The 21,152-nt window shown below is 67.7% G+C and carries 20 protein-coding genes; 10 read left to right on the top strand and 10 right to left on the bottom strand.

Annotated features, from left to right (window positions below; translation table 11 throughout):
- The first annotated feature begins 119 nt into the window (after positions 1 to 119).
- The 4 genes from LPA45_RS05030 (at position 120) to LPA45_RS05015 (ending at position 4,414) form a co-directional block, all read left to right on the top strand.
- Entirely contained in the window at positions 120 to 1,643 is a 1,524-nt protein-coding gene (locus LPA45_RS05030; RefSeq protein WP_367395011.1) for a 3-hydroxyacyl-CoA dehydrogenase, read from the top strand.
- Between the two features lie 48 nt (positions 1,644 to 1,691).
- On the top strand, positions 1,692 to 2,471 hold the full coding sequence (locus LPA45_RS05025) for an oxepin-CoA hydrolase, alternative type (RefSeq protein ID WP_116317569.1): 780 nt from the start codon (positions 1,692 to 1,694) through the stop codon (positions 2,469 to 2,471).
- A gap of 90 nt (positions 2,472 to 2,561) precedes the next feature.
- Positions 2,562 to 3,287 (top strand): histidine phosphatase family protein, encoded by a 726-nt coding sequence (locus LPA45_RS05020; protein WP_367394961.1) that lies wholly within the window; start codon positions 2,562 to 2,564, stop codon positions 3,285 to 3,287.
- Between the two features lie 50 nt (positions 3,288 to 3,337).
- Positions 3,338 to 4,414: a phosphotransferase gene (locus tag LPA45_RS05015; RefSeq protein WP_367394960.1), complete on the top strand. Its 1,077-nt coding sequence runs from the start codon at positions 3,338 to 3,340 to the stop codon at positions 4,412 to 4,414.
- 143 nt (positions 4,415 to 4,557) lie between these two features.
- On the opposite strand, the gene ggt is transcribed toward LPA45_RS05015, so the two are convergent.
- The gene (ggt, locus tag LPA45_RS05010; protein WP_367394959.1) at positions 4,558 to 6,459 is read right to left on the bottom strand and encodes a gamma-glutamyltransferase; all 1,902 of its coding nucleotides are present in this window, start codon (positions 6,457 to 6,459) and stop codon (positions 4,558 to 4,560) included.
- Between the two features lie 197 nt (positions 6,460 to 6,656).
- Between ggt and LPA45_RS05005 the strand changes: the two genes are divergently transcribed.
- The 3 genes from LPA45_RS05005 (at position 6,657) to LPA45_RS04995 (ending at position 10,319) form a co-directional block, all read left to right on the top strand.
- Complete coding sequence (locus LPA45_RS05005) at positions 6,657 to 8,417, top strand: von Willebrand factor type A domain-containing protein (protein WP_367394958.1); 1,761 nt, start codon at positions 6,657 to 6,659, stop codon at positions 8,415 to 8,417.
- A gap of 100 nt (positions 8,418 to 8,517) precedes the next feature.
- Positions 8,518 to 9,099: a sigma-70 family RNA polymerase sigma factor gene (locus tag LPA45_RS05000; RefSeq protein WP_233527959.1), complete on the top strand. Its 582-nt coding sequence runs from the start codon at positions 8,518 to 8,520 to the stop codon at positions 9,097 to 9,099.
- A complete protein-coding gene (locus LPA45_RS04995; RefSeq protein ID WP_367394957.1) occupies positions 9,096 to 10,319 on the top strand; it encodes a hypothetical protein in 1,224 nt (407 codons plus the stop codon). The genes LPA45_RS05000 and LPA45_RS04995 overlap by 4 nt, the downstream gene beginning before the upstream one ends.
- Positions 10,320 to 10,352: 33 nt before the next feature.
- Here the strand turns inward: LPA45_RS04995 and LPA45_RS04990 are convergent, their stop codons facing one another.
- Together LPA45_RS04990 and LPA45_RS04985 are read right to left on the bottom strand one after the other, a co-directional pair.
- A complete protein-coding gene (locus LPA45_RS04990; protein WP_116317562.1) occupies positions 10,353 to 11,549 on the bottom strand; it encodes a CAP domain-containing protein in 1,197 nt (398 codons plus the stop codon).
- A gap of 225 nt (positions 11,550 to 11,774) precedes the next feature.
- A complete protein-coding gene (locus LPA45_RS04985) occupies positions 11,775 to 12,713 on the bottom strand; it encodes a LysR family transcriptional regulator (RefSeq protein ID WP_063241508.1) in 939 nt (312 codons plus the stop codon).
- A 177-nt stretch (positions 12,714 to 12,890) separates the two neighbouring features.
- On the opposite strand from LPA45_RS04985, the gene LPA45_RS04980 reads away from it, so the two are divergent.
- Together LPA45_RS04980 and LPA45_RS04975 are read left to right on the top strand one after the other, a co-directional pair.
- Entirely contained in the window at positions 12,891 to 14,153 is a 1,263-nt protein-coding gene (locus LPA45_RS04980) for an acyl-CoA dehydrogenase family protein (protein WP_317921927.1), read from the top strand.
- A gap of 154 nt (positions 14,154 to 14,307) precedes the next feature.
- Positions 14,308 to 15,003 carry a glutathione binding-like protein gene (locus tag LPA45_RS04975; RefSeq protein WP_116317560.1) on the top strand — a complete coding sequence of 232 codons (696 nt, stop codon included), beginning with the start codon at positions 14,308 to 14,310 and terminating at the stop codon, positions 15,001 to 15,003.
- A gap of 50 nt (positions 15,004 to 15,053) precedes the next feature.
- On the opposite strand, the gene LPA45_RS04970 is transcribed toward LPA45_RS04975, so the two are convergent.
- The gene (locus LPA45_RS04970; RefSeq protein WP_116317559.1) at positions 15,054 to 15,899 is read right to left on the bottom strand and encodes a hypothetical protein; all 846 of its coding nucleotides are present in this window, start codon (positions 15,897 to 15,899) and stop codon (positions 15,054 to 15,056) included.
- Positions 15,900 to 16,168: 269 nt separating this feature from the next.
- Here LPA45_RS04970 and LPA45_RS04965 point away from each other — a divergent pair, with 269 nt between their 5' ends.
- Positions 16,169 to 16,609 (top strand): helix-turn-helix domain-containing protein, encoded by a 441-nt coding sequence (locus tag LPA45_RS04965; RefSeq protein WP_116317558.1) that lies wholly within the window; start codon positions 16,169 to 16,171, stop codon positions 16,607 to 16,609.
- Here LPA45_RS04965 and ureG read toward each other — a convergent pair.
- From ureG to LPA45_RS04935, 6 genes are all read right to left on the bottom strand, one after another.
- On the bottom strand, positions 16,606 to 17,235 hold the full coding sequence (gene ureG / locus LPA45_RS04960; protein WP_063241503.1) for an urease accessory protein UreG: 630 nt from the start codon (positions 17,233 to 17,235) through the stop codon (positions 16,606 to 16,608). The two genes, LPA45_RS04965 and ureG, sit on opposite strands and share 4 nt — an antisense overlap.
- Positions 17,236 to 17,249: 14 nt before the next feature.
- Positions 17,250 to 17,942, bottom strand: a complete 693-nt coding sequence (locus LPA45_RS04955; protein WP_116317557.1) for an urease accessory protein UreF — start codon at positions 17,940 to 17,942, stop codon at positions 17,250 to 17,252.
- Entirely contained in the window at positions 17,939 to 18,334 is a 396-nt protein-coding gene (locus tag LPA45_RS04950) for an endonuclease domain-containing protein (protein WP_199414501.1), read from the bottom strand. Before LPA45_RS04950 ends, LPA45_RS04955 begins: the two co-directional genes overlap by 4 nt.
- A gap of 145 nt (positions 18,335 to 18,479) precedes the next feature.
- A complete protein-coding gene (gene ureE, locus LPA45_RS04945; RefSeq protein ID WP_116317556.1) occupies positions 18,480 to 19,091 on the bottom strand; it encodes an urease accessory protein UreE in 612 nt (203 codons plus the stop codon).
- 29 nt (positions 19,092 to 19,120) lie between these two features.
- The gene (ureC, locus tag LPA45_RS04940) at positions 19,121 to 20,839 is read right to left on the bottom strand and encodes an urease subunit alpha (protein WP_271815524.1); all 1,719 of its coding nucleotides are present in this window, start codon (positions 20,837 to 20,839) and stop codon (positions 19,121 to 19,123) included.
- Positions 20,836 to 21,141 carry an urease subunit beta gene (locus LPA45_RS04935; RefSeq protein ID WP_116317554.1) on the bottom strand — a complete coding sequence of 102 codons (306 nt, stop codon included), beginning with the start codon at positions 21,139 to 21,141 and terminating at the stop codon, positions 20,836 to 20,838. Before LPA45_RS04935 ends, ureC begins: the two co-directional genes overlap by 4 nt.
- Positions 21,142 to 21,152: the final 11 nt, after the last annotated feature.

Raw genomic sequence — 21,152 nt, 5'->3', positions numbered from 1 at the left:
CGGAGCCTGCCGTGTCCGGGCTGGCCGATCAGCGCACGCCGCCTGCCCTTCCGGTCTGTTCGGAAAGGTGCAAAAAACGTACGATCGTGCTAATTTAACCACAACTTTTGGGACAAATGATGAGCACCTTCACCATCGACACGCTGGGCGTCGTCGGCACCGGCGCCATGGGCCGCGGCATCGCACAGATCGCCGCCCAGGCTGGCCTGACCGTCAACCTGTACGACGCCAACCCGGAAGCTGTGGCCGCCGCCCGCCAGTACCTGCAGGACACGCTGGCCAAGCTCGCCGACAAGGGCAAGATCAGCGCCGCCGACGCCGAGGCCACGCTGGCCCGCGTCAGGCCCTGCGGCGCGCTGGAAGACCTGGCCGGCTGCGACATGGTGCTGGAAGCCATCGTCGAGAAGCTGGAAGTCAAGCGCGACCTGGTCGCAAAGCTGGAAGCGATCCTGCGCGAAGACGCCATCATTGCCTCGAACACCTCCTCGCTGTCGATCACCGCGATCGCCGTGGGTGCCAGGCACCCGGGCCGCGTCGCCGGCTATCACTTCTTCAACCCCGTGCCGCTGATGAAGGTGGTCGAGGTCATCGACGGCCTGTCGGGCGACCCCGCGGTGGGCGACGCGCTGATGGCGCTGTCGCGCCGCATGGGCCATACGCCGGTGCGCTGCAAGGATATGCCGGGCTTTATCGTCAACCATGCCGGCCGCGGCATGAACATCGAGGGCCTGAAGGTCGCGCAGGAAGGCGTGGCCGAGTTTGCCGACATCGACAACATCATGCGCGAGCAGGCCGGCTTCCGTATGGGCCCGTTCGAGCTGATGGACCTGACCGGGCTGGATGTGTCGCACCCGGTGATGGAGTCGATCTACAACCAGTTCTACCAGGAGCCGCGCTACCGTCCGTCGCCGATCACCGCGATCCGCGCGGTCGGCGGGCTGATCGGCCGCAAGGCCGGCGCCGGGTTCTATGCGTACGCCGATGGCCAGAAGCAGGTGCCTGCCGCCGCCGTGGTGCCGAGCGCGCGCCCGTCGAGCGTGTGGGTCAGCCACGACAGCGAGCGCGGCCACGCCATGGTGACCAGGCTTCTGGGCGCGCTCGGCGTGACCCCGGAAGGCGGCAACAAGCCGTCGGCCGACGCGCTGATCGTCGTCACGCCGCTGGGCCTGGACGCTACCACCAGCGCGCTGCAACAAGGCCTGGACCCGGCCCGCACCGTCGCCATCGACACCCTGCTGCCGTTCGAGGCCACCAGGCGCCGCACGCTGATGACCACGCCGGCCACCAGCGCCGCCGCGGGTGACGCCGCGCATGGCCTGTTTGCCAGCGACGGCGTGCCAGTGACGCTGATCCGCGACTCGGCCGGCTTCGTCGCGCAGCGCGTGCTCTGCTGCATCATTAATATCGCCAGCGATATCGCGCAGCAACGCATCGCCACGCCGGCGGACATCGACCTCGCCGTGAACCTCGGCCTCGGCTACCCGAAGGGCCCGCTGGCGCTGGGCGATGCGGTCGGCCCGCAACTGGTGCTGGAGACGCTGCGCAACATGGAAGCGCTGACCGGCGACATGCGCTACCGCCCGAGCCCGTGGCTGTGGCGCCGTGCCGGCCTCGGCCTGTCGCTGCTGGCCGAAGAGCAGTAAGCCCGTCCCTTATCGTTTTCAGAGTCCGGTTTTACAGAGTCCGCCCCCATGCCCGCACAACTGCTTTCCGAACGCGTCGATTCGACGCTGGTCCTGACCATCTCGAACCCCGAGGCGCGCAACGCGCTGCACCCGGACATTTATGCGGGCTCGAAGGCGGCGCTGGATGCGGCCGCCGCCGACGATTCGATCCGCGCGGTGATCTTCACCGGCGCCGACGGCATGTTCTGCGCCGGCGGCAACCTGAACCGGCTGCTCGGCAACCGCAGCCAGCCGCCCGAGGTCCAGGCCGCCAGCATCGAAGTGCTGAACGGCTTTATCCGTTCGCTGCACGCCTTTCCCAAGCCGATCATCGCGGCGGTGGAAGGCGCGGCCGCCGGCGCGGGCCTGTCGCTGGTGCTGGCGTGCGACTTCGTGGTCGCGGCCAGCGACGCCAAGTTTGTGATGGCCTATGTCTCGGTCGGCCTCACGCCCGACGGCGGCGGCTCGTACGAACTGGCGCGCGCCCTGCCGCGCCAGCTCGCCAGCGAGATGATGATGGAAGGCAAGCCGGTCAGCGCCGAGCGGCTGGCCCAGTTTGGCCTCGTCAACCGCGTCACGCCGCCGGGCGAGGCGGTGGCCGAGTCGCTGCGGCTGGCCGCGGGGCTGGCCAGGCAATCGCCGCATGCGGTCGGCCGCATCAAGGGCCTGATCAACTATGCGGCCACTGCCTCGCTCGACGAACACCTGCTAGCCGAGCGCGACAACTTTGTCGCCGCCCTGCATCACCCGGATGGCGGCGAAGGCATCAGCGCGTTCCTGGAGAAGCGCAAGCCGCAATACCGCTGACGGACCTGAAGCACACGGACGGGCCACTGCCCGTCCTCACGGCAAGCCCGCAACAGACGGGCACGCCAGCACAACACAAGGAGACAACGCATGGAATTGCCGCCGTCCTCGCGTCGCCGCATCTATCTGATGCGCCACGGTGCCGTTTCGTACTTCGATGAAGGCGGGCGCCCCGCCCTGCCGGAGATGGTGCCGCTCAACGAAACCGGCCGCATGCAGGCTACCGCCGCCGGACGCGCCTTTGCCGCCGAGCAGATCCGTTTCGACCGCGTCATCGTCAGCGGCCTGCCGCGCACGGTCGAGACTGCCGAGCGGGTGCTGGCCGAACTGCCCGACATGGACGACGTGGTGCCCGAGGTCTGGCCCGAGTTCCAGGAAATCCGCGGCGGCGACCTGTCCGCAATTGCCGACGCCGACCTGCGCGACGCCTTCGTCGGCGCCTTTGAAGGCGAAGTCCCCGAAGACAAGCGCTTCCTCAACGGCGAGACCATCGGCGCCTTTCTCGACCGCGTGCTGCCCGGGCTGGATCGCCTGCGCGCCGACCCGGAATGGGACACCGTGCTGATGGTGCTGCATGGCGGCACCAACCGCGCCATCCTGTCGCAGGCCATCACCTGCGGGCGGCGCGTGCTGTTCGGCTCGCTGCTGCAAACGGCGGGCTGCATCAATGTGCTCGACATGGGCGACGGCCCGCTCGACTGGGTGGTGCGCATGACCAACTACTCGCCGCCGACGCCCGTCCACAGCGGCTCGCGCCACACCACCATGGAAGTGCTGCTGCACCAGTATTTGCGCGGACGCCAGCCGGCCGCCTGAGTCACCCAAGCCATCCAACCGAACCCGAACAGAAAACCAACGGAGACAGCATGACGAGCAACGTATCGCACTTCGAGGGCACGCGCCCGGTGGCAGACCAGCAACGCTTCGACACCGACGCGCTGGAAGCCTGGATGCGCCAGCACGTGGAAGGTTTTGCCGGCCCGCTGACCGTCGAGCAGTTCAAGGGCGGGCAGTCCAACCCGACCTTCAAGCTGGTCACGCCGGGGCAGACCTACGTGATGCGCGCCAAGCCCGGCCCCAAGAGCAAGCTGCTGCCGTCCGCGCACGCCATCGAGCGCGAATACCGCGTGATGGCCGCCCTTGCCGGCACCGATGTCCCGGTGGCGCGCATGTACGCGCTGTGCGAAGACGAATCGGTGGTCGGCCGCGCCTTCTACATCATGGAGTTTGTCGCCGGCCGCGTGCTGTGGGACCAGTCGCTGCCCGGCATGGGCAACGTGGAGCGCGGCGCCATCTATGACGAGATGAACCGCGTCATCGCCGCGCTGCACACGGTCGACTACAACGCCATCGGGCTGGGCGACTACGGCAAGCCCGGCAACTACTTCCAGCGCCAGATCGAGCGGTGGAGCAAGCAATACAAGCTGTCCGAGACGGAGTCGATCCCGGCCATGGACGCGCTGATTGACTGGCTACCTCAGCATATTCCGCAGGAAGACGCGGACCTGACGTCGATCGTGCATGGCGATTACCGGCTCGACAATCTGATGTTCCATCCGACCGAGCCGCGGGTGCTGGCGGTGCTGGACTGGGAGCTGTCCACGCTGGGGCACCCGATGGCGGACTTCAGCTACCACTGCATGAGCTGGCATATCGCGCCAGGGCAGTTCCGTGGGATTGCGGGGCTGGACTATGCGGGGCTGGGAATTCCCGATGAAGCTGCGTATCGGCGCATGTATGAGCAGCGTACCGGGCGTGCAATCACTGGCGACTGGAATTTCTATCTGGCCTTCAGCATGTTCCGTATTGCCGGGATCCTGCAGGGGATCATGAAGCGCGTGGTGGATGGGACGGCTTCGTCGGCGCAGGCTACTGATGCGGGCAAGCGGGCGCGGCCGATGGCGGAGATGGGGTGGGAGTATGCGAAGAAGGCTAAGGGTTGACTGGAGTTAGGCTCTGACGCTGTGGTCGCGGTTGGTGACATGCTGTCGGCCGTTGAACCCGCCCAGGAGGGCGGAACCAGGCGGTTCAAAGGCGGACAGCATGTCACCAGCAGCGACCACGACAGAAAAACTGCCCTCCCCCTTTAATCCCCCAACGCCACCCCTTCCCGCCGCGGGTCCGCGCCACCAGCCCACGCCACCTTCCCATCGGGCCCCTGCCGGCGCACGATAGCCTGCGTCCCGCTGGTCATCTCAATCTCGGCAACCTGATGCCCACGCTGCTGCAGCGCCTGCACCAGCCCCGGCGACACCAGCCCCTTCTCCACCTCGGTAGGCCCATTGCGGCTGCCGAAGTTACCCATCCCGATCGCAGCCTGCGGATCCATATTCCAGTCCAGCATGCCAACCAGCGTCTTGGACACATACTCGATGATCTGCGAACCTCCAGGCGAACCAACCGTGGCCACGAGCTGCCCGGTCTGGCGGTCGAACACCAGCGTCGGCGCCATCGACGAACGCGGGCGTTTGCCCGGCTCGACGCGGTTAGCCACCGGCTTGCCGTTCTCGCTCGCCACGAAGGAGAAGTCAGTCAGCTGGTTGTTCAGCATGAACCCGCGCACCATCAGATGCGAGCCGAAGTACGACTCGATCGTGGTGGTCATCGAGATCGCGCCACCGCGGTCATCGACCGCCACGATCTGCGAGGTGGAGATGCGCGGCGGCGAGCGGTCGGGGGCATACGCCACCGCAGGCCCCGGCGGCACGCCCGGCTGCGCCTTGCCCATGCTCTTGTCGCTGATCAGCTCGGCGCGGGACGCGAGGTAGTTCGGGTTGACGAGGCCAGCCACGTCGATCTGCACGAAGTCGGAATCGGCCACATACAGGCCGCGGTCCGCATAGGCCAGGCGGTCGGCTTCGGCGATCGCGTGGACCGCGTCAGGATTGGCTTCCACCTGCGCGGGCGTGTTGACGTTTTGCGGCTTGAGCGCGGCCAGCGCGTACTTGGGATTCTTGGTCTCCAGCGCCTGCAGCGTGCCCAGGATCTGCGCAATGGCGATACCGCCTGACGACGGCGGCGGCATGCCGCAGATCTTCCAGCGCTTGTAGTCGGTGCAGACCGGCACGCGCTGCTTGGCCTTGTAGTTGCGCAGATCGGCCATCGACAGCGAGCCGGCGTTGGTGCCGCCGTTCACCTTGGTGACGATGTCCTGCGCGATCGGGCCGCCGTACAGCACGCCGGCACCGCGCCGGGCGATATCGCGCAGCGTCTGTGCGAGCTTGGGGTTCTTCAGCACCGTGCCGGCCGGCTTGGGCTTGCCCTGCGCATCGAGGAAGTACGTAGCCATTTCCGGCGAATTGGCCAGGAACTTGTCGGCGGCAACCTGCGTGTACAGGCGCTGCGAGATCGGGAAGCCCTTCTCCGCCAGGGAAATCGCCGGCTCGAACAGCTTGGCCCATGGCAGGCGACCGTGCTGCCGATGCGCCATCTCCAGCGCGCGCATCACGCCCGGCGTGCCGACCGAACGCCCGCCGATCTGCGCTTCGCTGAACTCCATCGGCTTGCCATCGGGGCGCATGAACATGTTTTCAGTGGCGCCGGCGGGTGCGGTCTCGCGGCCGTCGAAGGCCTGCACGCGCTTGCCGTCCCAGTACATGATGAAGGCGCCGCCGCCGATGCCGGTGGCCTGCGGCTCCACCAGCGTCAGCACGGCCTGCATGGCGATGGCGGCATCGATGGCCGAGCCGCCCTGGCGCAGCATGGCGCGCCCGGCCTCGGTGGCCAGCGGATTGGCCGCGGCGGCCATATGGCGCTGCGCATGGACCGTCGACATGCCGGCGCGGTAGCCGGAGGCGACCTCCGGAGCCGGCGGCATGGCCGCCGCGGGCGCTGCCGCGGCCGGTGCGGCAGCTGGCGCAGCCGGCGCGGCGGCCGCGGCGGGCGTCCCTGTCCCTCCGCCCTGCGTTCCACACGCTCCAAGCAGCGCGGCCGTGGTCAGGGCCAGCGTGCTCCGCCACACCATCGAATTGAGGTCAAAGTGGGCCATGCGATGTCTCCTGGGGGAAGGAATCAGGCGATTGTAGTGGCGATCGGCGCATGCGGGGGTCGGGCAAAGTCTGATTTCCGTCACCTGGCGGAGCGTGCAGCGAAAAAAATCTGCGGAATTCAACCCCGCCGACGGCCGTGCTCCGTTTCATGGACAGGCCACCCGGCGTCCCGCCTGCGGCCCTCCAGGAGAACAACATGCAACTTCGCGCACCGGTCGTTTCCACCGTCGGCGCCCGGCGCGCCCGGGCCGCTGCTGCCTGCTGCGCCGCCGCGCTGGCGCTGTCGGCCTGCGGCGGGCATTCGCCTTCGCTGACGCAGGCGCCGCAACCTGTGCCGCCGGCCCCGGCGCCCGCGCCAGTCCGCGACCACGCTGCCGGATCGGCCAAAGCCGCCAGCGTCGCACCCGCCGCCGAAATGCGCGCCGTCGCGCCCCATGCCCCAATGGCCATGCCGCGACCCTATTATTTGCCGCCACCGCAGGCCTCGGACCGCGAGCGCTACGGCCAGATCGAAGAGAACAGCGTCAAACTCGTCGCGCAGGCCCCGGTGTCCACCTTCAGCATCGACGTCGACACAGGCAGCTACAGCAATATGCGCCGCCTGCTCAATGCCGGCCGGCTGCCGCCCGCGGATGCCGTACGCGTGGAAGAGCTGCTGAACTACTTCCCCTACGACTACGGCCAGCCCGCCGACGGCAGGCCCTTCGCCGTGCACACCGCGCTGGCGCCCGCGCCGTGGCATCCGTCCAACGTGCTGCTGCGCATCGGCATCAAGGGCAAGGACATCGCCAGCGGCGCGCTGCCGCCGGCCAACCTGGTGTTCCTGGTCGACGTGTCCGGCTCGATGGACTCGCCCGACAAGCTGCCGCTGCTCAAGTCCTCGCTGAAGCTGCTGGTGAACAAGCTGCGCGCACAGGACCGCATCACGCTGGTCACCTATGCCAGCGGCACCCGCGTGGCGCTGCCGCCCACGCCGGGCAGCGACAAGACCGCCATCAGCGCCGCCATCGACCAGCTCGTGGCCGGTGGCAGCACCGCCGGCGCCAGCGGCATCGCACTGGCCTACCAGGCCGCGCAGCAGGGCTACATTGCAGGCGGCATCAACCGGGTGCTGCTGGCGACCGACGGCGACTTCAATGTCGGCGTGACCGACTTCCGGCAGCTCAAGGGCATGGTCGAAGAGAAGCGCAAGTCGGGCGTGTCGCTGTCGACGCTGGGCTTCGGCACCGGCAACTACAACGAGCAGCTGATGGAGCAGCTGGCCGATGCCGGCGACGGCGCCTACTCGTATATCGACAACCTGATGGAAGGCAACAAGGTGCTGGTGAACGAGGTCAGCTCGACGCTGGCCACCATCGCGCGAGACGTGAAGATCCAGGTGGAATTCAACCCGGCGACGGTGAAGGAATACCGTCTGATCGGCTATGAAAACCGCATGCTGGCGCGCGAGGATTTCAACAACGACAAGGTCGACGCCGGTGACATCGGCGCCGGCCATACGGTGACCGCGCTGTATGAGCTGACGCTGGCCGGCCAGCCCGGGCTGGTCGATCCGCTGCGCTACCAGCCGGCCACGCCGGCAAACGGCCGCGATGGCCGCGATGGCCGCGATGGCGAACTGGCGCATGTGAAGCTGCGCTACAAGCTGCCCACGGCCAGCACCAGCCAGCTGATGGATATCACTGTGGCGCGGCAGGCGATCCGGCCGCTGGCCCAAGGCGACGACGACTTCCGCTTCGCTGCCGCCGTGGCGGGCTTCGGCCAGGCGCTGCGCGGCGGCAAGCACACCGCCAGCTGGGGCTACGCCGAGGCACATGCGCTGGCGCAAGGCGCGCGCGGCGCCGACCGCTTCGGCTACCGCGGCGAATTCCTCAAGCTGGTGGACCTGGCGCAAAGCCTCGCGACCAGCAAGCCGGCGGATGCCAGTGGTGCGGCTCCCGAGCGTGCGGCGCGCTGACAACGTATCGGCGCAGGGCGGCGCAGCGGTTTGTCGCCCCGCCCTGCGCTCTCCTATACTCGGGCGCATGCAGGCTCCAGACCCCGTCCCGCCTCCCCCGTTGGCCGCGCTGCCCGACCAGGACCTGATGCTGCTGGTCGCTTCCGGCATCATCGAGCAGCCCATCGCCGAACTGTTCCGCCGCCATAACGCCGGCCTCTACAACTACGTGGCGTGGCTGTGCCAGGGCAACACCGGCGAGGCCGAAGACATCGCGCAGAAGACCTGGGTCAAGCTGATGACCCGCTGCGGCGATTACCAGCCCGCCGCGGCGTTCCGCACCTTCCTGTACCAGATCGCGCGCAATGCCTGGCTTGACCAGGTGCGCAGCGCGGATGCGCGCCAGCGCCATGACACGGACGATGGCCAGCCGCCGGAACTGCCCGCCGACGACCTGTCGCCGGAAGCCGAGCTGCAGTTGCGGCAGCATGCGCACCACGTCCACCGCGCGCTGCTGCAACTGCCGGTGGCGCAGCGCGAGGTGGTGGTGCTGCGCTTCTTCAGCGACATGAGCGTCGAGGATATCGCGCAGATGCTGGGCGAGAAGTTCGAGACCGTGAAGAGCCGGCTGCGCTATGCCTTTGCGCGCCTGCGTGCCGACCTGGCAGGCAGCGTGCCCGGCGCGCGGGAGCCTGGGCCATGAGCGCCGCCGACCGCTTCATCGACGGGCAGGACCGGCTCGCCTCGCTGCTGAAGGACCTGCCCCGCTACATGCCGTCGGAACGCCTGGCCGACGCGGTGCATGCAGCGGCGCGGGCGGCCCAACAGGAGGCCGACGCGCGCCGCGCCGGCTCCCTGCCATTCACCGCGCCGCCGGGACTCGCGTCCGCGGTGATGGAAGAAGCCGCGCGGCTGCAGGCAGCGCAGGCGGGCCGGCGCGATGCGGTGCTGACCGGCATTGCGGCAGGCCAGCCGGTGGCGCAGGCCCTGGGTGCGCCCGTCAGCGATGCCACGCGCGACTGGCTGGCGGCGCAGGCGCACCGCACAGCCACGGCGCAGGCCACAGGGCGGACAGAACAGACACGCACGGCACGCGCACGCCGTTGGTGGCGTTCGCTCGGCGCGGTGGCTAGCGTGGCGGCCGTGGCCGGGCTGACCACCAGCATCGTGCTGCGGCAGATCGACGAAGGCGCCTTGCAACCGGCAGCGGTGCAAGAGTCAACCACACCTGCAGCCACAACTGCAGCTGCACCTGCCGCGCCGACAACGGCGCCGGCAGCCGGGGACGCACCCGCGCCGACGCAGGACGCACCCGTCGCCGCTCCGGCAAATCCCGCACCACCGGCACCCAGGGCCACTACATCGGCATCGCAGGAGCTACGGCAAGAACGCGAAGCCACCCCGCGCCAGCGCATACAGCCGCGCGCCGAGCGCAAGGCGACGCCACGCGGCGATACGCAGGCAATGCCCGCCCCTGCCCCGGCCACCGAAGGCTTGCCGCCTCAAGCCCCCGCCGTCGCAGCAGCCCCGCCGATGCCCGCCTACTCCGCCATGGCGGAAGCCGCGCCTGCGCCGGCGGCCCCGCCCGCACCGGCGCCGGCAGCCGCCCCGCGCGCCGACTTCGCGCGCAAGATGGCCCCGCCGATGGCGGCGGCGCGCGCACCCGCGGCGCTTGCCACAGCGGCGATGGTTGTGTCGGTGCAGGAAGATCCCGCGTCAATCGCGGCGCGCATGCAGGCAAGCCCGCCGCTCAGCGTGTGGGCGGCCGAACCGGACAGCGCGGACATCAGGGAATGGGTGGAACGGCTATGGCAGTCGATGCCGGCGGGACAGCGCCCGCCGTTGCCATATGCCGTGCAAGCCGACCGCACGCTGGCCCCGGGCCAGGTGCGCATCGATCTGCAGCACCGCGCGCCGCAGTGAGCGCGCCGGTGCCTGGTGGCTGACCGCGGAAGATCAGCGCGTGGTGAACGACCAGCTCAGGTCCACCGGCTGCGAACCCAGCCGGCCGGTCACGCGCACGTTGTAGCGCTGGCCGCTTGCCAACGGTGCCACCGGCGTGCAGATCGCCAGCCCGCGCGCGGCGCTGGACAGGCCCGACGAACGGCTGTCGACCTTCAGGCAGTTGACGCTGTTGCCCTGTGCGTCGGTGATGGCGAAGTTGTCGGCATCGAACTGCAGCGAGGTGTTGATCGCCTGCAGCGAGACCGGGTAGCCCACGGTCTTGCCTTCGTAGCCCGGCGCCGGGTTGGGGCTTTCGGAGTTGACCCAGCTGGCGGGCACGTCGGCCTGGCCGTTGAACGGGTAAGCCACCATCTGGTTGTCTGTGCCGCCCTTGGACGCATCGGCCAGGTCGATGGTCTGGTAGTAGCTTGCAGACGTGCCGCTGCCGTTCGGGCCCACGCTCTCCGCAAAGCCGCTGCCGGCCGAGCCGTAGCTGCCCAGCAGCGCGGCGCGGTGGAACGGCGCGTTGATCAGGTCAGAGGCCAGCGCATCCTTGGGCGACATCGACAGGTTGGCATTGGCCACCGAGGTCCAGCGGTTGGCGCCGGCCACCACTTCCGCGGTGGCATTGGTCGAGTAAGCCGCCTGGATGCGCGCGTTGGGCGTGGCACCGGTATAGCCGGGCTTGCCGCTGACTTCGTCGTGCGTCAGCGTGGCGTTGGCCAGCATGTACCCGGTGTGGTTCTGCGCCACGTTGTTGAGCGCGTCGCGCGCGGCCAGCGCCGGCAGGCCGACCTGCTCGCGCCGGTAGTTGGCGTAGCACAGGCCCGCGCTGCGCGGTTCGTCGAGCACGCGGTAGTTGCTGACCGCGCTGCCGCGCGCCGGCAGCAGCGTGATGCCGCTGCCAGCCGCGGGCGCCGGCGCCGCGCCGCTGACGGTGTAGCAGCCGCCGGCCGTGACCGGCGTGGAAGAGGAACCGGGCGTCGAGCCGGGGTTCGCGCTGGGGTTCGCGCTGGACTGGGTGCCGGATTGCGAGGAACCCTGTGGCGCAGCGCCCGAGGTGCTTCCACCGCCGCCGTCGCCACCGCCGCCACAGGCGGACAGGGCCAGCGCGGCAGCGGCGCAGAGGCCGGTCAGGGTGAACGTGGTGCGGCGCGCGCGTCGCGGCAGCGTGGGTTGGCAATCAGCAAGCAAGCGTGTCCCGGTCATCGGTCTGGATGTCTCGTAGTCGTGGAATAAGGCATCTGCCTGAGGGATCCGCACGCGCGGACAACCGACGCGGGAGGCGCCGGAGGCAGAAAGACCGGTCGATGGTATGAGCGTGACCCGGCAGGGTCTAGCCTGCGAACAATTGCTTACGTGTGAACCGCGCGCGGAGCACGGGGGCGGCTTCCGACGCACCTTGTCGCAAGCGGCATGCGACGTGCCATCCGCTTAGCCCGCAGGCGTCACATCAGCGGTGCCACCACCCAGTGATGTCATCACCGCCATCAACTGCTCGCGCAGCCACCTGTTGGCGCCATCGTTCTCGCCGCCCGCGTGCCAGTACAGGTGCAGTTCCAGCGTCGGGACCTTGAACGGCAGCGACAGCAGCCGGTTGGCATAGGGCTCGTTGGCGATGCGCGCATAGCGCAGCGGCAGCGTCGCCAGCAGGTCGGTGCAGCTGACCACGCGGCACGCGGCGGCATAGTGCTGGCAACGCAGCCGCACGCGCCGCGTCAGGCCCATGCGGTGCAGCGCCTGGTCTTCCAGCCCGGCGCCACGGCGGCGCGATGACACGTGCACGTGCTCGGCCGCCAGGTAGCGCTCCAGCGTCAGTTCCTTCTTCACCAGCGGATGGTCGCGGCGTGCCAGCACCACCATCGGGTCGTTCATGAATGGCGCGTGGTGGATGGCCGGCGAAACCGGCAGCAGGATATCGATCGCGGTGTCGATGGTCCCGGCCAGCAGTTCGGACTCCATCTCGCGCCGGTCAAAGCGGATTGCGGCGATTTCCACGTGCGGCGCCATTGCCGTCACCCGCGCCATCAGCGGCGGCAGCAGCGTCGATTCCAGCGCGTCGCGCATGCCGATGGTGAAGCGCCGCACCGTATTGGTCGGATCGAAGTGCGGCGTATCCTGCAACGTGCGCGCGAACGATTGCAGCGCGCCGCGCACCTCGCCCGCCAGCGAACGGGCCAGCGGCGTGGGTGCCATGCCCTGCCCGCGGCGCTCGAACAGCGGGTCGTCGAACAGCGTGCGCAGCCGCCCCAGCGCATGGCTGACCGCGGGCTGCGTCAGGTTGAGCTGGCGCGCGGCCGCGGTGATGCTGCCTTCGCTGTAGATGGCGTCGAACACCACGAAGAGGTTGAGGTCGATCCGGGAGAGCTGCATGACGGCGATTCTGTCACGGAATGCAGGGAATTGATACTGGCAAATCCAGAAAATTCATTTTTCTAATTAACGTCTTTCAGATAGAGTGCATTGCATCGGCCCATTCCACCTGAATGACGTAGCCAACCGGCGCCGCTGCCATGCCGGCGCCCATTGATCCCGTAGCGAGGAGACCACATGGATTTCGAGTACAGCCCGAAGGTCAAGGAAATGCAGGCCAAGCTGCTGGCCTTCTTCGACAAGCACATCTATCCGAACGAGAAGCGCTTCGCCGAAGAGATCGACGCCAACCGCCGCGCCGGCAACGCCTGGGTCCCGACCAAGGTGATCGAGGAACTGAAGCCGCTGGCGCGCGAAGCTGGCCTGTGGAACCTGTTCCTGCCGCGCTCGCCGCGCGCGCCGCAGGGCCTGTCCAACCTGGAATACGCCACGCTGTGCGAGATCATGGGCCGGGTGCCCTGGTCGGCCGAGGTCTTCAACTGCGCCGCGCCCGACACCGGCAACATGGAGACGCTGGAGCGCTATGCCTCCGAGGAACTGAAGGACAAATGGCTGGAGCCGCTGCTGGCCGGCGAGATCCGCTCTGCCTTCCTGATGACCGAGCCCGCGGTGGCCTCGTCGGACGCCACCAACATCGAATGCCGCATCGAGCGCGATGGCGACCACTACGTCATCAATGGCACCAAATGGTGGTCGTCGGGCGCCGGCGATCCGCGCTGCCAGGTCTATATCGTGATGGGCAAGACCAACCCCGACGCCGGCCGCCATGAGCAGCAGTCGATGGTCGTGGTGCCGGCCGACACCCCGGGGATCACCATCAAGCGCTTCCTGCCGGTGTTCGGCTACGACGACGCGCCGCACGGCCACATGGAGATCGAGCTGAAGAACGTGCGCGTGCCGGCCTCGAACATCCTGCTGGGCGAAGGCCGCGGCTTCGAGATCGCGCAGGGCCGCCTCGGCCCGGGCCGTATCCACCACTGCATGCGCAGCATCGGCGTGGCCGAGCGCGCGCTGGAACTGCTGTGCAAGCGCGCGCTGTCGCGCGTGGCCTTCGGCAAGCCGGTGTCCAGCCAGGGCGTGACCCAGGAACGCATCGCCGAAGCGCGCTGCGAGATCGAGATGGCGCGCCTGCTGACGCTCAAGGCCGCGTACATGATGGACACCGTCGGCAACAAGGTGGCCAAGGCCGAGATCGCCATGATCAAGGTCATCGCACCGAACGTGGCGCTGAAGGTGATCGACTGGGCCATCCAGGTGCACGGCGCCGCGGGTGTTTCCAGCGACTTCCCGCTGGCCAACTGGTGGGCGCACCAGCGCACGCTGCGCCTGGCCGACGGTCCGGACGAGGTGCACCGCAACGCCATCGCCAAGCTGGAGCTGGCCAAGCACATGAACGTGAACCCGGACAGCATCAAGATGCCGGTGGCGCGCGGCTTCTGAGCGCCCGCCGCTGGGGGCGCGCTCGCCCCTGATGCCAGCATGGAAACGCGCAGCCTGCCTGCGCGTTTTTTTCTTCTGTGCTTAAATCGCCCGGTTCGCCACGTCAGTGGTTGGCGTGGCAGTCAACATGATCGCAGCCAGGGGAGCTTTTGCGATGATCGACGTCTATACCTGGGCAACGCCCAACGGCCACAAAGTCCACATCATGCTGGAAGAATGCGGCCTGGAGTACAAGGTCCATCCGATCAACATCGGCGCCGGCGACCAGTTCGGCGAGCACTTCCTCAAGATCAGCCCCAATAACAAGATTCCCGCCATCGTCGATCCCGACGGCCCGGACGGCAAGCCGATCTCGCTGTTCGAATCGGGCGCCATCCTGCTGTACCTGGCCGGCAAGACCGGCAAGTTCCTGCCCGGGGACGTGCGCGGCAAGTACGACGCGCTGCAGTGGCTGATGTTCCAGATGGGCGGCGTCGGCCCGATGCTGGGCCAGGCGCACCACTTCCGCATCTACGCGCCCGAGACGATCGAATACGCGGTGAATCGCTACACCAACGAAGCGAGGCGCCTGTACGGCGTGATCGACACGCAGTTGTCAAAGCACGAATGGCTGGCCGGCGACCAGTACACCATCGCCGATATCGCCACCTTCCCGTGGCTGCGCAGCTGGCAGAACCAGGGCGTCGAGCTGGACCAATACCCGCACCTGAAGCGGTGGTTCAACGAGATCGCCGAGCGCCCCGCGGTCAAGCGCGGCGTAGAGGTGCTGGCCAGCGCGCGCAAGGCGCTGCAGGACGACAAGGCGGCGCGCGAAGTGCTGTTCGGCGCCACGCAGTACAAGCGCCACTGAAGGCCGGCCCGGGCATGGCCCCGGGCCGCAGCGCCGCTCCCTCACTCCGCTCACGCCGCCACCAGCGCCGGCGTGGCGGCACGCTCCCCGGCCAGGCGTCCGGCGCAACGGAAGGCCTGGCCGGTCCCGCCTTCGTCCTCCTCCCCGCGATCGCCGAGCTCTCCCGGCGGCCCGAAGCAGCAAAGCAGGCCCGTGCCGGGCATGAGCACGTCGAGGCGACAGGTTTCGTTCGCATCCGGCGCGTAAAGCGCGCCGGGCTGCAGGAACGCCTCGTCGTCCGCCGCTGGCGCCTCAGGCCCGTGCCAGTACAACCCTGCAGCACCTCGATAGCACAGCGCCCAGCGCAAGCCGCGCGCGCGCAGCCGCTGCGCCCAGTCGCCGCCGGACGCATCGAGCTGGATGAATTCGGGCCGCATGCCTGAGCAGTCTTGCAGCAGCGCGGCACCGCCCACCGCCGCGACGGCTGCCATGCCTTCAGGTTCGTCCGCCCCCATCCTGCCCAGCGCGCAGCGACGCGCGCCAGCGGGCAGCGACACCGGCGCCGCTTCCGCACCCTGCGCCACGGCGCGCACCAGGATCGTATCGACCATCGCGCGGACCTGCATCGGCATGCCGGTGGCAGGCGCGAACAGCTCGCCGCCTCCCGCCAGCAGGCTCCCGCGGCCGGGCGCCGACAGGCGCAGCCCACCGCGCAGGCAGGCCCACCACTCGGGCCGCTCTGCCACGAATTGGGGCTGCGCTTCTCCCGCGCGTAGAAATACGTAGTCGCAGGTTTCGCCAATGCCGGCCGTAGCGGGCAGCAGGCGCGACTGGAAACCGATGGTCAGATCCGCCACGGTAGCGTGGCCGGAGTGGAAGGCGCGCATCTGCGCTTCGAACAGCGTGAAGATCTGCATGGGAATTCCCTGAGCAGGGCGACAGGATGCGGGCATCCTGTCCGCGCAACACGGCGCACGCGCGAAAGCGTCGCGCCAGGCATTGCGCAGTCGTCCCGTCTGGCACGGCCATGCAAGCCGTCCGGTGTCATGCCATCGTGCCGCGCCATATGCACTGGCGCATCCCTTAATCCGCGGATCGGGCATCGATAGTGAGGGGGAGAATAAGTTGTCGTGGCCTCAAGGTCAAACCCTTAGCCTCAGACCACTCCGAACTTCTTACGACCCCAATGACTTCTCGAAATCTCAGACTTTTCGGATTGCATCTCGCCTGGCTGCGCAAGCAGCGCGGCTGGTCCCAGGAAACGTTGTCGCTGGAAAGCGGTCTGGCGCGTTCATACCTGAGCGGCATCGAAGGGGGCAAGCGCAACCTGGCGCTGATCAATATCTGCACGCTGGCCGAGACCCTTGCGGTCCCGCCATCTCAAATGCTGGACTTCGCGCGCCACGACGCCAGCGACTTGCAGGTGGAACAACCGCCGATGCCCTACGGCAACCGGCAGCAGGCGGCCATCGAAGCCACCATGCGCCATATGGCCGAGCTCAACGAGCCCGAGCTGAACCTGGTGGCGGCGGTAGCGCGGGCGCTGGCGGGCAAGGGCAGCTTCCGCCCGCCGGTGAGCTATGTCAAACCCGGCGCCAAGGCCGCCGCGGGCGACATCGAGTCCTAGACGCCAAGCATGCCCTGCCGTTCGATGAAGCGGATCACTTCGTCCAGGCCCTGCCCGGACTTCACGCTGCCCATCACGAACGGCCGGGCACCGCGCATCTTGCGGGCATCGCTTTCCATCACTTCCAGCGACGCGCCGACGTACGGCGCGAGGTCCGTCTTGTTGATCACCAGCAAGTCCGACTTGGTAATCCCGGGGCCGCCTTTTCTCGGAATTTTCTCACCGCCGGCTACGTCGATCACGTAGATCGTCAGATCAGAAAGTTCTGGGCTGAACGTTGCCGCGAGGTTGTCGCCGCCGGACTCGATGAACACCACGTCGGCATCCGGGAACTTCGCCAGCATGCGGTCCACCGCTTCCAGGTTGATCGACGCATCCTCGCGGATCGCGGTGTGCGGGCAGCCGCCGGTTTCCACGCCCATGATGCGTTCTGCGGGCAGCGCGCCGGAGATCGTCAGCAGGCGCTGGTCTTCCTTGGTGTAGATGTCATTGGTGATCGCGACCAGGTCATAGCGGTCGCGCATGGCCTTGCACAGCATCTCGAGCAGCGTGGTCTTGCCGGAGCCTACCGGGCCGCCGACGCCAACGCGCAGCGGAGGGTTCTTCTTGGTACGGGCCTGGGTCATGGTGCGATGTGGATTCAGGAACGGAACAGCCGGGAGTACTGCGTTTCGTGGCGTGCGGAAAGCAGGCCCAGCATGGGGGAAAAGGTTGATAGTTGCGGCGGCGTGGCATCGGCACGGCGCGTGGCTTCGTCCACGGTTTCCAGTACCGCCCCGTGCAGGCGGCGCAGCATGTGCTGCCCGGCAACCTGGCCAAGCGGCACCGCCTTGATCGCGGCGGCAACCTGGTTCTCGGCCCAGTTGAAGCAATAGGCGGCCAGGCCGTCGTGGGCGTCGACCTCCAGCGCAACGCAGGCTGCCGTGAAGGCGGTTGGCAGGCAAACCGGTGACAGCGTTGCCAGCGCTTCGCGCAATGCAGGCGTGCCCCATGCCATCTGGGCGATCAGCTTCGACAGCGACCAGCCCATCTGCTCAGTCTCGAGGCGCAGCTCCGAGGTCTCGCGGGTGGCATGGAACCAGTCGTTCCACGCCTGCAATGCCGCCGTGTCACCGGCACGCCAGCAGCGATGCAACAGCAGCCACAGCGGCGCTTCACATTGCGCCTGGACATGGAGCAGGTTGTCGCGGATCCAGCGCTCAGCCGTCTGGGCGTCATGGATGATGCCGGCTTCAATCGCGGCTTCAAGCCCTTGCGAATAGCTGAAGCCACCGATGGGCAAGGCGGGGGACGCAAGGTGCAGCAGCGAGATGAGTTGGTGGAGGTTGGTCATGAGGACGGCCCTCGCTTTGCGACGGTTTGCTCCCCTCGCCCGCTTGCGGGAGAGGCGTCGGGGGAGAGGGCCGGCGTATCCACGAACCCCAGCTCCAACAAAACCTCGCGTACTTTCTCCAGTACTGCCTCCGTATTACCCATTACGTCATGATTCCAGAACCGCAACACACGATATCCCTCACGCTGAAACCAGGCATCGCGCTTCGCGTCAACCTCGGCGCCATGCTGGCCACCATCCACTTCGATGACTAGTTTGAACGCCATGCAGATGAAATCTGCAATATAAGGTCCACACTGGTGTTGGCGCTTGAATTTCAGCCTCAGAAATCGGTGGGCGCGGAAGTGGTACCATTGACGTTGCTCCGCTTCGGCCTGGTTGGCGCGGAGCATGCGGACAAATGACGGTGCCGGCAAGCGCTGGCCCTCTCCCCCTGCCCCTCTCCCGCAAGCGGGAGAGGGGAGCACGGTGTCGGTATCGGTCAGGTTCTCAGGTTGATTCACAGCGCCCGTCGTTGCTCTCAGCCTCTGGTGCTGATCAGTGCTTATGCCCACAATTCGCATCATGAACATGTTCGGCGTCGCCATGTTCGTGATCATGACTATGCCCGTGCGAGTGCGAGTGCGAGTGCCCGTGATGCTCATGGAACACCGCCTGCGCCGCCGCATAATCCTCCGCGAACGTGGCATCGTGCCCATGCCTGTGCCCGCCGCCATACGCCCCGGCCTCCGGTTCGAACGGCAGTTCCGCGCGCTCGGCGCGCAAGCCCAGGCGCTGCAGCATGTCGGCCAGCACCGGGTCATACTCGAGCCGCAGGTAGTCGCGCCCGATCTCCACCGGCGTGTGCCGGTTGCCCAGGTGGTAAGCCGCGCGCATCAGCGCATGCGGGTCCTCCGAACGCACATCCAGCACGGCCTCCGCCGCAGCCTGCACCTCGACAAAACTGCCATCCTCGGCCACCAGCAAATCCCCACCCCGCAGCACCGTACCCCGCGGCAGGAACAGCGCGGCCTCGGTGCCGTCGTCGAGCACCGCGCGCAGGCGGCTCTTGCTGCGTTCGTTGAAAGGCAGGACCAGCTTGGGAGCACGGCGCACCAGCACCGGCGCGATGCCGTGCGGGGCGCTCAGGAATTTGTCGATCTTCAGCATGCGCGATGCGGGGCGCGTGCCCCGGCGGTTCAGAACAGGAAATAGCGCTGCGCCATGGGCAGCTCGGTGGCCGGCTCGCAGGTCAGCAGTTGGCCGTCGGCGACGACCTGATAGGTCTCGGGGTCGACCGTGACGTGCGGCTGCCAGTCATTGTGCACCATGTCGCGTTTGCAGACCGTACGCGTGCCGCGCACCGCCGACAGCGTCTTGGCCAGGCCATAGCGTTCGCCGATATTGGCCGAAAGCGCCGCCTGCGAGACAAAGGTCAGCGAAGACCGGTGCAACGCCCCGCCGGCCGCTGCGAACATCGGCCGGTAATGCACCGGCTGCGGCGTCGGGATCGATGCATTGGGATCGCCCATCGCCGCCGCCGCGATCATGCCGCCCTTCAGGATCAGGCTCGGCTTGACGCCAAAGAACGCCGGACGCCACAACACCAGGTCGGCCCATTTGCCGACCTCGATCGAGCCCACCTCATGCGCGATGCCGTGCGTCAGTGCCGGGTTGATCGTGTACTTGGCGACATAGCGCTTGACGCGGAAGTTGTCGTGCCCGCCACGCGCATCGTGCGGATCGCCCGGCAGCTTGCCGCGCTGCAGCGCCATCTTGTGCGCGGTCTGCCAGGTGCGGATGATGACCTCGCCGACGCGGCCCATGGCCTGCGAATCGCTGGAGATCATCGAGAACGCGCCGAGGTCGTGCAGGATATCCTCCGCGGCGATGGTCTCGCGGCGGATGCGGCTTTCGGCGAAGGCGATATCCTCGGCGATCGAGGGATCGAGGTGGTGGCACACCATCAGCATGTCGAGGTGCTCGTCCAGCGTGTTCACGGTGTATGGCCGCGTCGGGTTGGTCGACGACGGCAGCACGTTGGCCTCGCCGCACACCTTGATGATGTCCGGCGCATGGCCGCCGCCTGCGCCTTCGGTGTGGTACGTATGGATGGTGCGGCCCTTGAACGCCGCAATCGTGGCCTCGACAAAGCCCGCTTCGTTCAGCGTATCGGTATGGATCGCCACCTGCGTATCGGTCGCGTCAGCCACCGACAGGCAGGTGTCGATCGCCGCCGGCGTGGTGCCCCAGTCCTCATGCAGCTTCAGCCCGATCGCGCCAGCCTCCACCTGCTCCAGGATCGGCGCCTGCTGGCTGGCGTTGCCCTTGCCGAGCAGGCCGATATTCATCGGGTAGGCGTCGGCCGCCTGCAGCATCCGCTCCATGAACCACGGCCCCGGCGTCACGGTGGTGGCGAAGGTGCCCGTCGCCGGCCCGGTGCCGCCGCCGATCATGGTGGTGACGCCGCTCATCAGCGCCTCTTCGATCTGCTGCGGGCAGATGAAGTGGATATGGCTGTCGATGCCGCCCGCGGTGACGATCATGCCCTCGCCCGCAATCACCTCGGTGCCGGGCCCGACCACGATGGTCACGCCCGGCTGGATATCCGGATTGCCGGCCTTGCCGATCGACGCGATGCGCCCGTCCTTCAGCCCGATGTCCGCCTTGACGATGCCCCAGTGGTCGACGATCAGCGCATTGGTGATGACCGTATCGACACAGTCCTTTGCCATGCGCTGGCTCTGGCCCATGCCGTCGCGGATCACCTTGCCGCCGCCGAACTTCACTTCCTCGCCGTAGATGGTGAAGTCCTTCTCGACTTCGATGATGAGCCCGGTGTCCGCCAGCCGCACGCGGTCGCCTGTGGTCGGGCCGAACATCTCGGCATAGGCCTGCCTGGAGATCTTTGCCATCACAGTGCTCCCATGATCTTGCCGTTGAAGCCGTAGACGATGCGGTCACCGTCCAGCGCCACCAGCTCGACAGTGCGGGTCTGGCCCGGCTCGAAACGCACCGCCGTGCCCGCCGCGATATTCAGCCGGAAGCCGCGCGTGGCCTCGCGATCGAACGACAGCGCGGTGTTGGTCTCGTAGAAGTGGAAGTGCGAGCCGACCTGGATCGGCCGGTCGCCGGTATTGGCCACCGTCACGCTGACCGTGGCGCGGCCGACGTTGAGTTCGATCTCGCCATCGGCAGGCATCAGTTCACCGGGGATCATGGCGCGTCTCC

Origin of the sequence: Cupriavidus sp. Agwp_2, from assembly GCF_040784895.1 — a bacterium.
Classification (GTDB): domain Bacteria; phylum Pseudomonadota; class Gammaproteobacteria; order Burkholderiales; family Burkholderiaceae; genus Cupriavidus.
This window is presented reverse-complemented; position numbering and strand designations above follow the sequence as displayed.